Genomic DNA, 14,284 nt, shown 5'->3' on the forward strand with positions numbered 1-14,284 from the left:
CGGTCAGTACTCCTCGACGAGCGGTTCAAGGTCGAACTCCTCGGCGATGTCGTCGAACCGTTCGAGCGTATGCTTGGGAACCGGAATGCCCTCTTCGATCCGTTCAGCTTTGGCCTCTTTTTCCGGGTCACCCGGGACGTGTACTGGCGTGTCCGAGTCCTTACGCGGTTCCTCGCGGATATCTTCGGCCAGTTCTTGGAGGTCTTGTTTAAACTCCTCGACGTCGACGAACGCGTCGACCTGTACCGCCGAAAAGTAGTGGCCGAGCCGTCGGTGCTCGTCCATCGGATCGCCGAACATGCTCGATATGTCACGACCTACTGGCATCCCCGAGAGAAGTCCGTTCATGATATCTCCGACCATCGCCAGCCCGAACCCTTTGTAGTCCCCGATGGGGAGCAGTTGCGTCGCCTCGTGTGGGTCGAGAGTCTCCTCACCGTTCTCGTCGGCCGCCGCACTCGGCGGGAGCTGCTGGCCGCTGTCACGCCGTTGTTTGACCTCGTTGAACGTGATCGGCGTGATGGCGGCATCGAAACAGAACGGCTCCTCGTCGGCCATCGGGGCCGTGACACAGATCGGATTGTTCCCGAAGAACGGTCGCGTCGAGTTCGGCGTCTTTGTATTTGACGTCGAGTGTGTACTCGCGTACCCGATCATGTCCTCCTCGGCGGCGTCCAGCCCGAAGTACGCCATCGACCCGCAGTGACTGGAGTTGGCGACGACGACGTGACCGGCCCCGACCTCATCAGCCATCTCGATTGCGTGTTCCATCGCCCGCTTGCCGGCGGCGTGGCCGAAGGCGTGATCGGCGTTGAGGCGACCGATGGCACCGGCCATCTGCTCGAATTCGAACTCTGGTGAGGGGTTGATACGCCCGCCCTGTACTTCCTCGATGTAGTGGGGAAGCAATCGGATTCCGTGAGAGTCAACACCGCGGATCGAGGCAAACCACATCCCGCGTGCGGTGTCCTTGGCGACACCTTCGTCGACACCAGCGCTGACGAACGCGTCGCGGACGTACTCGTAGGCCTCCTGTTCGGGAACCAAAACTGCATCCTCGTCGGTTACTTCCATGGGTAGAATCTCCCGATTCCCGGGAAATAAACATTGTGTATCAACCGTTTCTCACGGGGTGAGTTCGGCGTATACGTCTTCAAGTTGATCGACGATGACCGGCCACGCGTAGTTGTCCAGCACGTACTCCCGGCCGACCTGTGCCATCCGGTCGGCCTCCTCTGGGTTGTTGAGAACCCACTCGATCTGATCGGCGAGCATGGTTATCTTCTCCGGTGGGAGCGTCTTTGGCCCCTTCCGCATGTACGACCCACGCGGGAACAGTTCGGCGACCCGCCCTCGCTCGTTGTCGCCCAGCAGATCATCAATGCCACCGACAGGCGTCGCCACGACTGGGCACTCTGTCGCCATCGCCTCCAGCGTCGAGATGCTCGTCGATTCCCCGCTGGAGGGGATCAACGCCATATCGGCCGCCCGGAGATACTCCCGAACGACCTCCTCGTCGAAGACGGCGCCGGCGAAGTGGAGGTGATCACGGACGCCACGCTCCTCGGCGATATCCTCGAGTACTGTCTTCCAGGTCCCGTCACCGACGATCACGTAGTGGGTGTCCGGGTACGCCTCAAGTACTTCCGGCAGCGCCTGCACGACGTACTGCATTCCCTTCACTCGTTTTATCATGTTCACCGAGAGGAGCACGTTCGCGTCGGGGCCCAGCGAGTCTAGCACGTCCAGATTGCTCCTGTCAGCAGGGATGGGTGTGAAGAAGTCGGTATCGATGCCGTTTGGGATCGAACGGATCTTCGAACGTGGAATGTATCGAGTCGCTATATCAGTGAAGTAGGGGCAAGTCGACACGACGACGTCAGCGAGACGAAGCAGCAGCCATCGATTGACGTTGTGAGGGATACGGCGATGCGTCGACAGATCCGGGAGGTCGACGATACCACCTCCATGGACAGTCAGCACGATGGGTGTCGAGGAGAGCTCTGCGACGAGTTCTGCGATAACAGTGAACATCCGCTTCGATGAGTGGACGTGGATGAGGTCACACGTACGGCTTAGCCTGCGCGCTGCTCGGACGACCTCGATCATCCGTAGCGGCTGGGGGATGGGAACGGTTCGTTTGAGCGTCCGTGGGGCCGTAATTCGCGTAATCTCCATTGAGTCGTCGATTGACGACGTCTCCGTCACGGTCGTCAGGCCCTTGATTTCGTACCCACGGCGCTGGAGTTCGGCCGATATCTCGGCAATATGTCCCTGAACGCCTCCAATAGATGGCGGAAAATAACAAGATACCATCCCGATATGGAGAGACTTACTCATGCTGTTGGCTTCCCAGATCCGGGTAATAAGTCTCATCATCGATGCCGTACTCGGTTGTTAGCCACTGATTCGCGAACTACACAGTTTAAATACGGTCATCGCGGTATGCTTGACAATGGCGAAGTCGAGGACACATCTATACATCACCGATGAGTACATTAGCGATCCGGCGGCGAACGTCGTCTCACTGCCTGCAGTGGTCTCAAGTATCGAGTACGACCGTTACTACGAACTCAAGCAACAACTCGAAACAATAGAGGACGATACCCCAACCCGAATCCCGATACTTGATTCTCTGTGGAAGCACATCTTGCTCGAGAAGAAAGGTTCTCTGTTCGAGCTTGCGCTGTTGTATGACCCCCTGGTCGATCGGATACACGATGCTGACCCGAGTGTCGTCGTCACCGACATCTCCGATCCGAAGTACGATGCCTTGCTGGCCGATATCGAGGCGACACAGGAGTTCGACATCCGGAGCGCGGGCGAGAGCAACGGTGAGGCTTCGACCGAAAGGCGGCAGGCGTGGGCGCAGGACATACTGTCGACTGTAGTGTTGCTCGCCAGTCAGTTCGTGTGGCTGCTGCTCGGAATTGTCGGTCGAGGCAACACCGTCGAACAGGCCGAGACGGTGGTGTTTCCGTACTCAGGACGCGAGTCCAGTACACGTCCAGTCGTCGAGGGGTTACAGCGCTCGTTCCTTGTCGTGGTCCGCGCACCGATTTTCTTCAACAACAGTCTCGATAAATGGAGCGACACCGATGCAGCAAGTCTCTCATCACTTGTCGACGGACACACGTTCCTCTGCGAGGTCGGATTCTTAGTACGCTTCGGTAAGGAGTTTCTGATTGACCGGCAGACTGAACGCCAGTTGCGCGACGCGCTACAGGTGAAGGTAGGGGTACAGCTTACCCACTCAGTCCGGTACGCGTTTGTGAGTGGCTGTCGCGGGAATATCCACAACTTCCTCTTCGCAACCAGTGCGGCTGGCGCGTTCTCTCGAACCGGATGTGAACGGGTTGTCGTCGGTGGCAACAGTCCGGAAGATCGGGCTATACTGGCACTCGCAAGGGAATGCGGACTCAGTACGTACTACGTTCCCCACTCGATCGCTCATCCCAAGGAACGGATGTACCTCCACCACCCTGAAACGACGATGTTCCTCGCAAGCAACTTTGACCAGGGCTACCTCGATGCGTCGTTCGACAATGAGCGACTACCGACACTCGTCCCTGCAGGGCGGCCGTACCTACAGGAGACGCTCGACGAGGAGATGACCACGACAGCACACAAGAAAGAGCGACTCAAAATCGTTCTCGCGACACAAGATGGTCCAGATAACGTCCGCGAAAGGTTCTGTATAGCGGTTCTAAAGGGTATCGAAGCGTGCCCGATACAAGATCAAGAGGTAGTGATCAAGATCCATCCGGACGAGCGGGTAGCGTTCTACGAGTCACTGCTGGACTCGCTTGACTTGGACGTAGTTGCGGACACAATGGTCGAAACCGAAGGGCTTCGAACCCATCTCCGGACAGCAGATCTGGTCGTCACAATAAACTCGAACGTCGGGCTCGAAGGGATGTACGTCGGGACACCGTGTGTCTGTGTCAACTTATGGGAGCCACTCATCTCGACGTACCCCTATAGCAGTGAGGGTCCAGCGCCTGTCTGTCGGACCGTCAAGGAAGTTAACGACTTGTTCCAGAGGCTCACATGGGATAAAATTCAACAAATCACGGAGCAACAGCGACGATTCGCCGAGTCATATCGATATGAGTACGACACAGGCGAAAGGATTGCTGCACACATCGAAGGGCGACACTGAAGCGGTCAGATTTTGTACCCGAGTGCTTCTAATTGGTTGTCAACGGTTGCGTCGTTAACTGCAATAGTATTTGACCGACAACCATCAGCGATTTCTTTGCGCTGGTTGGACTCGACGATGAACCAAGGCACTTTCAAGAGCGGTTTGACATACGTTCCACGGGGGTGACCGTATCGACGTACCGGGAGTGGGCGGGCGCGGCTGCCGAAGAGTTCACCGTGGTCTGCAGTAATCACCGTCTGCCCGGTGAGGTCGTTAAGCAATTCCTCGACAGATGACAGTGTCAACGCCAGAGTGTCTCGATACGCTTTGATAATATCGTCACGATTGTGTGGTTGATTTCGGAGATCACGCGGGAAGCGGGCGCCGAGTCGAAACTTTTCACCCTCGTCATCGAAATACGGCTGGTGTGGCTGAAGATAGTGGATAATAAGCCGTTTATTCGGGTATCGTTCGTTAGCGTCGCGAGCAGCCGCCGTGACCGTAGCGGGATGGCTCGTCTCGCCGTTGAATGCGTCTCTTTCAACCGGCATAAACTCATGGATAGTGGCGTCAATCTCGTCATGCAGCTTTGCGTACCACAGGTTCGATGAAACGTATACCGTGTCCGTTGCTGATTGCCCACTAAAGTTCCCGCGCACGAATTCTTCGCTCATACTTCCCCGTGACAGGCGTGACTCCAAGACGCCGTCAAACTCACACGCACGTTCAAACTCGTCATACCGGCATGCGTCGAGGATAATAAGATTGTCCCAGTCCTCAGTGAAAATATCGACACCGTCTGGATAGAACTGAACGCCATGATACCAATAGGCAAGTCGCCTGTTCGTTTCAGAAAGGGTACGCAGAATCGCGTCGGGAACCGCATTCGGGTTCCTAAGTGCTGTCTTCATCTTCTTTGCAAGTGTTCGTATCGGATACATTGGAAGGCTATTGTTATCTATGGAACTGTCGTGGATGTATTGAGCGTTTTGATACTGCAATAATTATTATCAGTATCTCACAAAAACGTGCTTGATGGCACGAGATACTGAGCGGTCTCACGCGCCCTATCTTGATTCACGCTCTCATAGAGAGTAGCGTTTCCATCGAGTCACAAAGCGTCTTCGGCTAACTGGTCCTAGCGGTAAGTTCGTTCACGAAACAGTAGCTGGACGGGCGGTTGACGCTGACTCCAGATCCAGGATGTCACGAAGCTGTTGGAGTCAGCAACGGAGCCGACCCGACAGCGTTGCCACTACCAGAGGGCCCGTCCCAGTCGGTGATTACCGCTCGAACGATCGTCATATGGACGGGTCGCTGGGTTTGACCGCCTCACTTTTGACGCCTAACTAAACACCGTCCATCAATCAGACAGTACGTTTAATAGACACACGTATCGTGTTGGTGAATATGCCGGATTCGGACCCGATGGTATCAGTTATAATTCCTACATATCATCGGAACGATTTGCTTCTGCAAGCTATTAAGAGCGTCTACAACCAGTCATACAGGCCCATTGAGGTCATTGTAGTTGACGATTCTGGCGAAGAGCATGCACGGCCGACTGTTGAATCATGTGAGTACCACGGGCTCCGTTACGTACCTCTTGAAAAAAATCGTGGCCAGAATGCTGCGCTTAATCGTGGACTTGATGAAGTCTCTGGACGCTACGTACAGTTTCTTGACGATGATGACGAAATCATCGGAGAGAAGTTCTCGAAACAGGTTTTTCTTTTAGAAAGTCAAGATGAAGTTGGTGTAGTGTACTGTGGGTTACGGAACGACAACGGAACTATCCATCTCCCTAGAGAGGCTGGCCGAGGGGATGTGTTGGAACAAGCACTTCAGTTTAATCTGTTCTCTTGTGTAACGTCAACAATGTTGATAGATATAGATGTGTTGTCTTCGACAGCTCCGCTTCCTACACCACCTGGCTCAACAGATATCTATATGAAAATCGAATTCGCTCAATCGACAAATTTCGATTTTGTACCCGAACCAGGGATTCTAAAGCGTGACGTGTCAGGTTCGGTCAGTTCCTCTTGGGGCGCAATTGTTGGCCATAAACGAATATTCAAAAAATACCGATGTCTGTATAATCAATTCCCAGAAGAAGTGCAACGAACTGCACTTGCAAGGTTCTACAACCGGAAAGGATCGTATCTCGTAGGAACACATTCATGGTCGCCAAAAGCCAGCTATGCATTTGCGAAGGCAGTGTACTATCATCCCCAAATATCCCTTCCGTATCTCGGGCGATTATTCGGGTCTATTTTTGGCCGTCCAGGGGTGACTGTCGTTGAACAATTGATGGCGAAAATCGGATGTATTCGGTGTTCAGAGTGATATTTTACCTTCACTCATCTGTAGACATCAATTCACAAGATTTTCTCGAACCAGTCGTCGGTGGCGAGGGTCAAACTGTAGAAGTTTAGATGGCCCTACATGAATAGATGGAGGGTTGTTGGTAGCATCATAGCGCAGTTTCGATGATGGTTTTGAGCGCTTCGTCGCTGGGCTTATGGCGGACGCGTTTTCGAAACTGTTCCGCTCTGAGATAGAGTATGAGTTTGCCTTTAGAGATCCTCCGTGCAGCGAAAGCCACCATCGCGCCGCCAACGCGTGGATCTCGCATATGTTTATGTGCACGTCTCCATTAGCGTATTCACCCGCCGTGGACGACGTACTAGCGATTGAATTCATCGTCCTCGTTGAGTGACTCGTACGCTCGAAAGCTGTCAGTATAGGATGTCTCTTTGCGGTCGTCAAGCAAGAGTTGAAATGTTGGCTCATCGGCGCTTCTCGCTGGATGACCGTATATTTCTCCCGGGTCAACAAGGATTAACACAGCCGACTTGTCTTCGTGATACGTTCAACGATCGCGTATAGATAGGCCACGCGAGCGCGACATCGTCGTGCTCGCGGCCCTTCTTCCCTGTGTTGACGTATATTCGCAGTGGGGCTTTGAACTGTGGCTTAGACGCGTCCTGCGCCTGTAGGAAGCGCTGGACGCGCCAGTAGACCGTCTTGTACGATACGACAAGTTTAGGATTGAATTATCGAATGACCGTGTTCAGCCGGATATAGCTGTAGACGGCGAGATACCACCCCATGAGCGGTGTCGCTGAGTATTTGAAGACCGTGCTGGACTTGTTATTGAGTTTGCAGCTGAAATTTTCACATAAGTAATAATAAAATAAACTACAGCTGCCGTACCGAATCGCTGATTCGGCACGCAGCGCAAGCAATAAATGCCGTTACCTCAATGAATGTGCCACCAAATTCACGGCTTGACGCTCCGATACGAGCGTCTTCAATGGGAGGAGGCTTCGTCGGGTGGCGCGGCCGCGCCGCCCCTGCCTGCTGTAACTTCCAGCTACTGCTACAGCTCATCAACAGTCTTCTGAAAAAGAACGTACCTTCGATTCCGGATTAGTTACTTTCTGCATCTCTTTTGTTTACGAGTGGTTGTGGCCGCAAACGAAAAATTCCCACTCATATGAATTAATTACCGTGTGGGGACATCGCGAGATCTAGTTTGAGCGCATATCCGAGCACGAGACCTTGTAGTACTGATGTGATTCCCGGTGTAAAAAAGAGGGGACTCTCAAAAAGTATATAGACTGATATACCAAGGACGAGCGTAACCGGATAGATGTTGATATTCTGACTCCGCACGGCATGAAGGCTCCCGAGAAAATACACCGTGAAGTGCAAGAGCAAACCAGCTATTCCGAACCTAACAAGCATTTGAAGGTAGGCGTTATGAAGTCCGGTGACTTTCTGTTCTGGGGCAATGTATTCAGCGAGAAGATCAGGCGGAGAAATGTAGCCCTGACCCACAACAAGATTAAAAAATGACGAGTCTCTGATAGCTTGGCCAGCAGCGTCCCAGATTACTAACCGGCCAGAAAAGTTAATTAAAAAAAATTCTGATGGTAGCGGTAAGATACCAAGGACAGCCGATAAGAACAATCCAATTCCAACGAAATGCGGGATGACAATGTATGGAAGTGCTGTTCTATTAAACACACGTGCCACAAGAAGATACCCGAGGGCAACACTGAGACCCAGCATCGGCGAACGGGCTCTGGACATATAAAGGGCACTTACCCCGACGATAGTAAGTACAATTGGCTGCCAGTGTTTTGTTTGGGTGTACTCATATATCGCTGCGAATGTCCCTATCATCATGACGAATCCGAAAGTATTCGGATTCGTTAGCAGCGAACTCATAATGAGTCGGTTTGGTTTCCAAGGGGTAAGCTCGTACAGACCAAGATCAATACCCCCAGTCACCAGTATAATCGCACCGAGGATGGCAAGCGCCGTCCCAAGCCGACTCACGATCTGACAGAAGCGAAGCCAAGTGAAGAGTTTCGGAATCGCAATGAAGTTCCCCACTAAAAATAGACCAGTGTACACAGGGAACAGCAGTAATGATGGAGAATTGATGGGGGAAGGAATCAAGCGAATAGCGAAAAAGGTGGGCAATAAAACCACAGATAAAAGAATATTTGGATGGATTTTGAAAGTATAACCCCAACGAGATAGGGAAATTAATATAATGAATGTGTAGATGATTATTAAGGCTCCGGTCGTCAGTTTTGATGACAATTGAAGTTGTGATTGCCCAACGATCGAAAGAAGTAGAATTCCAATCAAGGCAGCTAAATTTTCCTTTTTCATAGTTTAGTGTGTATTTAATGGGAGTGTTATTTTGTGATTAAACATCTTATCATTAAAACAGTGGTGTTCGAATGAGATCTTAATACTTTGTTGAAATCATTTTCAAATATGTATGCCAAAAAAGTCCTCCACTGGTTGTTAAATACTTCGATCTATTCAAGTTAGATTTGATTAGGCAAAAAATAACATTATATAGAGGGTGTCATAGAACAGTTACCACACCAAAGAGCAGGGTGAATGCTGAGGTGGTATGGACTCAGCGACCCTGCAGAATGAGCCTTCGGTAGAGTCGTTCTTCAATGTCGCGGAGACCGAGACGTTAGCGTTGTTTGAGCATCTCTCCTTCGAGTTTCTTGGCGAGTTCGACGTGTTCGCCCTGGCGGAGACGGGGCGAACACGAGAACATAAACCACCAGAGATGCTGCGTGGGTTCCTCCACTGCTATTACCGTGATATCTACGGAATTCGTCCTGCTGAGCGGGAGCTTCAGAACACGGTTGTCTGGCTGAGCTGTGGCTTCGATCGACCGCCGTCAAGAGACGCGGTCGATCGGTTCCTTACTGACCTCGAACACGTCGTCGACGAAGTCTTTGACCACCTCGTCGAGCAGGCCGCCCAGCGCGGCCTGCTCGACTTGACCTACTGCATCGATTCAACCGACGTGAGGGCGATGCCCGCTGACCAAGATGCGTCGAAATGCTACGATCCAACCGATGAAGAGTACTACTACGGCTACGGCTGTACGATTGTTTCGACCGGACAAAAAATACCGATTGCAGCGGAGTTCACCGAGAGCAAACAAGCGCCAGAAGAGACGGCGATGCGCGTCACCTGTGACGCGCTCGCCGTCGCCAAGCCGATTTGGATGGTCGGTGACAGCGCCTACGACACTCTCGACTGGCACGACCACCTGCTGGCCGCAGGGGTCGTGCCAGTCGCCCCGTACAATGCTAGAAACGCTGACGACCCGAAAGATATCGAATACAGGGTCGAGGACCGCATTGAGAAACACAGCGAGGATGTACAGCTGAAACAATCGATACTAAACCAGACGTACAATCGCCGCACTGGAGTGGAACGAACCAACGAATCAGTGAAGGACTGCGGCCTCGGGCGAACGCACGACCGAGGCCGCGCCCACGCACGAGCGCAGGTCTTCCTCGCACTGTGTCTTCGCCTGGTCGTCGCAATCACCAATTACGAACGCGGAGACAATCCGGGAAGCACGATCATCACGGTGTGAGAAGAGTTCTATGACACCCTCTTATATAGTTTATGAAGATCAGTGTTTAGGTTAACCTTGCTGATATAGTAGTTAAGCGTGAAAAGTGAGGCGGACGGATTTCTTGCTGGTTCATGGCAGAAATCAGCCGCCTCAGCGGGCATAGAGACTGGATTGATTTGGATTTTGTGGAGCGTGAGCGGACACCCGAGTCAGCGATGGCGTTGGGTATTCAATCGCACGTTGCGGGATTGTCACTGTCGAATACCGTCGAATTACTCGAAGATCTGGGTGTCCAACGCAGTCGCAAAGCCATCCACGATTGGGTTCAGAAAGCCGATTTACAGCCAGAGTCCGGGAAAGAGCCGAATCAGATTGCGCTCGACGAAACAGTGATTCGGATCAACGATCAGTAATTCTGGCTGTACGCGGCCGCCGATCCGCAGTCGAACGAACTGATTCACGTCCGGCTGTTTGTGATGACTACGACCGCCCTCACGGAAGTTTTCCTGCGCGAACTTCGGCAAAAACACGATGCCGAAACTGCTGTCTTTCTCGTCAACGGCGCTCAACACCTCCAAGCTACATTTCAACGAGCTGGACTCTGATTTCAAATATGTCGCCACGGAAATCGGAACGCTGTCGAACGGATTTTTCGAGAGCTGAAGTGTCGAACCTCGTCGTTTTCAAACTGCTTCAGTCACGCCGAGCCGGAAACCGCTGAAAACCGGTTGCAGAACTTCGCTCGATGGCTCAATGCCCCTAACTAAACACCATCAATCCAACCCAGCACGGACCCTTATATCGATTACCATACTTGTGGCTATTTTAGGGACTAGTATCTTTCGTTCATCATTATTTAATTCCCCACTCGCAGGCTCTGTTGAAATCCTATTAGCTCGTCATATCTGTCGATAGAACCTGTATCTGGAGTGGGGCGAAAGAAACAATTGAGCATCTGGATAATGTCTCAACGCTCTTGCGAAGGAGATTGTTGATAGCGAGAGCTGCGGCTGAAAGTCGAAGAGGGCAAGGGCACCGCGCCAGCGGTGCCCGATATGTTCCCAATAAGCCGGTTCGTGTCGGAATCGGCTGCAGCGGACCTGTTGCAGCAGGTTCGCTGGCGTGATGGCGTCGAGTGCCCCCGCTGCCGTTCTGACCTGGCGGTCAGAAACGGCAGCTATCGGGAGTATCAGCGGTATCTGTGTAAGAATTGCGGCCGGACGTTCAACGACAAGACCGGCACGATCTTCGCTCATTCGAAGCTCTCGCTGAAAGAGTGGTACTTCACGATATACGTGTTCTTACGGTTCAACACGAGTATTCGCCAGATCGAGGCGGAGCTCGATCTTTCGTACAGAACGGTGAGACGGCGCGTCGAGCGCTTCGCCAGCGCGCTCGACGCGCCTTCGATCACACTGTCTGGACCGGTCGAAATCGACGAAGTGTACGTCTCTGCCGGTCTCAAAGGCCGCGAGCGCGACCAGGAGTCGCGCTCGCGTGGCCTGTCCACGCGTGGACGAGGCTCGTACGACGGCGACAAACCGCCGGTGTTCACGCTGGTCGATCGTGGCTCGGACGATCGATACGTCGTGCCAGCGAAATCCGCTGGTGAATCGACTATTCGACTCCTGCTTGCTGACCACGATGAGGAGTTGCTGACCGTCTATACGGACGGATTTCGAGCGTACGAGCTGCTCGAAGAAGACGACGCATTCTCCCGCGAATACGTCGTCCACGGCGACGGTGAATACGCTGATGGCGAAGTACACGTCAACGGTTGCGAGAGCCACGCGTCGCTGACGCGACGGTGGCTCTCGCCCCATCGAGGAGTGTCAAAGGACAAGCTAACACCGTATCTCAGAGCCTTTCAGCTCCGCTGCGAACTCTACAGAAAACCAGGTGACGAAGCGCTCAAACATGCTCTTGATGCTGCCCTCTGAAAATCAACAACGTGCTTCACAAGAGCGATGTCTCAATATGAGCCCTGAAGTCTGGTTTATTCTCTTCCTGTTCGTGGTCGTTACCGTACCTGTATTCATCGGGGTAGTCGCCTTCATTAACCGTGCTACGGGCGAAGAAACAGATGAGGAGTTAGAGGAACTGAAACAACGGGTCGAAGAATTAGAGGCACAGCAGGACTAATGTTCTGTCGGTGTTTTTCGCTTGATCCAGTCAGAGTGTCTGATCAAGATTGTGAGTAAGACAGCCAATAGCGAGTTCACGGAATTGCTTCCACCAGTATCGAGACCAGACGAACACACCGTACTTCCGCTTAAGACGTGAGTTCACTGTCTCGTTTTGACTTCGTTGACCGTACAACTCCGAATCTAATCGTGCATTCCATGCCTTGTGGAGCGACGAAAATTCTCGGTGCTTGATTAGCGGGCGAACACCAGCCTCACGGGCTAACGCGCGAATCTTCTGGTCGTCGTATCCCTTATGTCCAAGGAGAACCGCTACTTCACCGGTATTCCGCTTGATGAGTGATGGCGCGATCTTCGAGTCGTGTTTTCTGGTCGTCGTCACGTGGAGATCAAGGATAGCATTCGCTCTCGTGTCCACGAGAAGTGTGACTTTCAGCTGCTGAATTGTCAGCTTTGTTCGCTTTGAGTAGTGTTTTGAGACGTGACTGCGGTCGAACCCGGACGCATCAATCCCGACGACACTGTTAGTCGGGAGGAGTGTAACCGAGAGGTTGAGCAGAACGCGACAAACAGCCATATTGAGTTGATTGAACGCCTTACACAACGTCGAAGGAGTAGGGAGCTCCTCCAATTCGATGGCTCTCCGAATCCGAGGCATCTCGATGAGTTCGTCAAGCAAGGTTCGGTACGTCGTGTTCTTCCGCACCTTGAGACAAAGCAAGACGATGTGCTGGTGGAGTGTGTACCGTCGTTTCGAAAACTTCGAAGAGTAGCGAGCGACAGCTCGGCGGGCCAAGTGAAATGCCTGCTCGACAAACCTGAGCAACCGTGATTTTGGGAGGGCTTGCATCCGGTCAGACTACCGGGCGCACCTGTAGCTCTCTGAGGATTTCAACAGAGCCCATTCGCATTATATTTTTGGCTGTTCTTTGCTATCGGATGTCAGCAATTCGAATTGTGAAGTAAGTTATATTAATAACTATTCGAGTTAGAATTAACTTCTGGAATCTATATTCTTTTGTATTATAGAATATTGGTATACAGTTGTTCGTATTGGTTGGCGATGTCTTCCCAAGAATATACTTTAGCTACCTGTCGCGGGTGTAAATCAACGTTATCAGATCGTATTTGATCCAACTTGTTTGTCCACTCATTGCCATTCAACGTCTCACATAACATACCTCCCTTCTCCCCTATGAGATGGGGTAGATTGCCATCATTAAAGCCAAGCACGGGCGTTCCTGAGGCCATAGACTCTAACACAACCATTCCAAACCCTTCTTGTTCATACGGAGCAAGCAGAACGGCAGCACGAGAGTATAGCTTTGCCAGTTTGTCTTCAGACAACCGGTCGACAAATTCCAGATTCTTTGGTGCCCGAGCAGTCAAGAACTCCTTTAATGGCCCTTTTCCACGAATGAGAAAACGGAGGTTGGAATATTTTTCGGCTATTTGTAAGACCAGTTCTGGATGCTTTCTATCAACCAACCGACCAACAAACAAAGCAATCGAGGGGTCTGTGTCTGCATTCTCTGGAGAGAATCGACTGAGATCCACGCCGTTTGGTATAGTAGCTACCGCTGGATTATTGAGATCTTCGGCAACCCAGTCGCTGACGTATCGACTCACGGCGGTCACGCTATCGGCATGCTTCGCGTACCACTGCTGTTGAGCCTTATTCGACGGGGTCGTTGTGTGATGGGTATGAACGATCCGACTACCACGGAGACTCGCGATTCTCGCCAGCGTCGTAGCGTTTTTTGTCCCACCCATACCGGTATGTACAAGATCATGGCCGCGAGCAAACTCTCGACAAACTGGGAGGGCTTTTTTCATTTTATTATCAGTCGCATCAAGCTCAATAACCCGATCGGCAAATGATCTGACAGTGCCGGGATTCTCTGCAAAAGTAGTAATAAAGAATGAATCAGATAACCGTCGTGCAACTTCCCTATGGACAGTCTGAATAGGATTTTGTAGGTCAAGCCGACATGGGTAAAGTACGGTTGTTTCCTTCTTCGGCCTATCTGTCATTGTATTAAGTATATCTCGGGACATCAATATATATCGTCACACCTATCG

General features: G+C 52.1%; 11 protein-coding genes and 2 pseudogenes. 6 read left to right on the forward strand and 7 right to left on the reverse strand.

Annotation, left to right across the window (positions count from 1 at the left end; all coding sequences use genetic code 11):
- Positions 1 to 3: 3 nt before the first annotated feature.
- Entirely contained in the window at positions 4 to 1,074 is a 1,071-nt protein-coding gene (locus SG26_RS03130; protein ID WP_050036822.1) for an Ldh family oxidoreductase, read from the reverse strand.
- Between the two features lie 51 nt (positions 1,075 to 1,125).
- On the reverse strand, positions 1,126 to 2,340 hold the full coding sequence (locus SG26_RS03135; protein ID WP_050036823.1) for a glycosyltransferase family 4 protein: 1,215 nt from the start codon (positions 2,338 to 2,340) through the stop codon (positions 1,126 to 1,128).
- 115 nt (positions 2,341 to 2,455) lie between these two features.
- On the opposite strand from SG26_RS03135, the gene SG26_RS03140 reads away from it, so the two are divergent.
- Positions 2,456 to 4,162 carry a DUF6716 putative glycosyltransferase gene (locus SG26_RS03140; protein ID WP_050036824.1) on the forward strand — a complete coding sequence of 569 codons (1,707 nt, stop codon included), beginning with the start codon at positions 2,456 to 2,458 and terminating at the stop codon, positions 4,160 to 4,162.
- A gap of 5 nt (positions 4,163 to 4,167) precedes the next feature.
- Here SG26_RS03140 and SG26_RS03145 read toward each other — a convergent pair whose 3' ends face one another.
- A complete protein-coding gene (locus tag SG26_RS03145; protein ID WP_050038240.1) occupies positions 4,168 to 5,055 on the reverse strand; it encodes a hypothetical protein in 888 nt (295 codons plus the stop codon).
- A gap of 499 nt (positions 5,056 to 5,554) precedes the next feature.
- On the opposite strand from SG26_RS03145, the gene SG26_RS20675 reads away from it, so the two are divergent.
- Positions 5,555 to 6,490, forward strand: coding sequence for a glycosyltransferase family 2 protein (locus SG26_RS20675; protein WP_079980801.1), 936 nt, complete (start codon positions 5,555 to 5,557; stop codon positions 6,488 to 6,490).
- 127 nt (positions 6,491 to 6,617) lie between these two features.
- Here SG26_RS20675 and SG26_RS20680 read toward each other — a convergent pair.
- Positions 6,618 to 7,461, reverse strand: a pseudogene (locus tag SG26_RS20680) (IS1595 family transposase).
- 187 nt (positions 7,462 to 7,648) lie between these two features.
- The gene (locus SG26_RS03160; protein ID WP_079980802.1) at positions 7,649 to 8,833 is read right to left on the reverse strand and encodes an O-antigen ligase; all 1,185 of its coding nucleotides are present in this window, start codon (positions 8,831 to 8,833) and stop codon (positions 7,649 to 7,651) included.
- 250 nt (positions 8,834 to 9,083) lie between these two features.
- Between SG26_RS03160 and SG26_RS03165 the strand changes: the two genes are divergently transcribed.
- From SG26_RS03165 to SG26_RS21075, 4 genes and pseudogenes are all read left to right on the forward strand, one after another.
- Positions 9,084 to 10,076, forward strand: coding sequence for an IS5-like element ISHma6 family transposase (locus SG26_RS03165; protein ID WP_050036828.1), 993 nt, complete (start codon positions 9,084 to 9,086; stop codon positions 10,074 to 10,076).
- A 113-nt stretch (positions 10,077 to 10,189) separates the two neighbouring features.
- A pseudogene (locus tag SG26_RS20685) lies at positions 10,190 to 10,825 on the forward strand (IS6 family transposase).
- 288 nt (positions 10,826 to 11,113) lie between these two features.
- Positions 11,114 to 11,998, forward strand: a complete 885-nt coding sequence (locus tag SG26_RS03175; protein ID WP_050038241.1) for an IS1595-like element ISHja1 family transposase — start codon at positions 11,114 to 11,116, stop codon at positions 11,996 to 11,998.
- A 37-nt stretch (positions 11,999 to 12,035) separates the two neighbouring features.
- Positions 12,036 to 12,200, forward strand: coding sequence for a hypothetical protein (locus tag SG26_RS21075; RefSeq protein ID WP_154020787.1), 165 nt, complete (start codon positions 12,036 to 12,038; stop codon positions 12,198 to 12,200).
- 30 nt (positions 12,201 to 12,230) lie between these two features.
- Here SG26_RS21075 and SG26_RS03180 read toward each other — a convergent pair whose 3' ends face one another.
- Positions 12,231 to 13,052, reverse strand: coding sequence for an IS5 family transposase (locus SG26_RS03180; protein WP_050036830.1), 822 nt, complete (start codon positions 13,050 to 13,052; stop codon positions 12,231 to 12,233).
- Between the two features lie 173 nt (positions 13,053 to 13,225).
- Positions 13,226 to 14,236, reverse strand: coding sequence for a glycosyltransferase family 4 protein (locus SG26_RS20690; RefSeq protein WP_175055140.1), 1,011 nt, complete (start codon positions 14,234 to 14,236; stop codon positions 13,226 to 13,228).
- Between the last annotated feature and the right edge of the window lie 48 nt (positions 14,237 to 14,284).

Source organism: Haloarcula sp. CBA1115, from assembly GCF_000827835.1.
Classification (GTDB): domain Archaea; phylum Halobacteriota; class Halobacteria; order Halobacteriales; family Haloarculaceae; genus Haloarcula; species Haloarcula hispanica.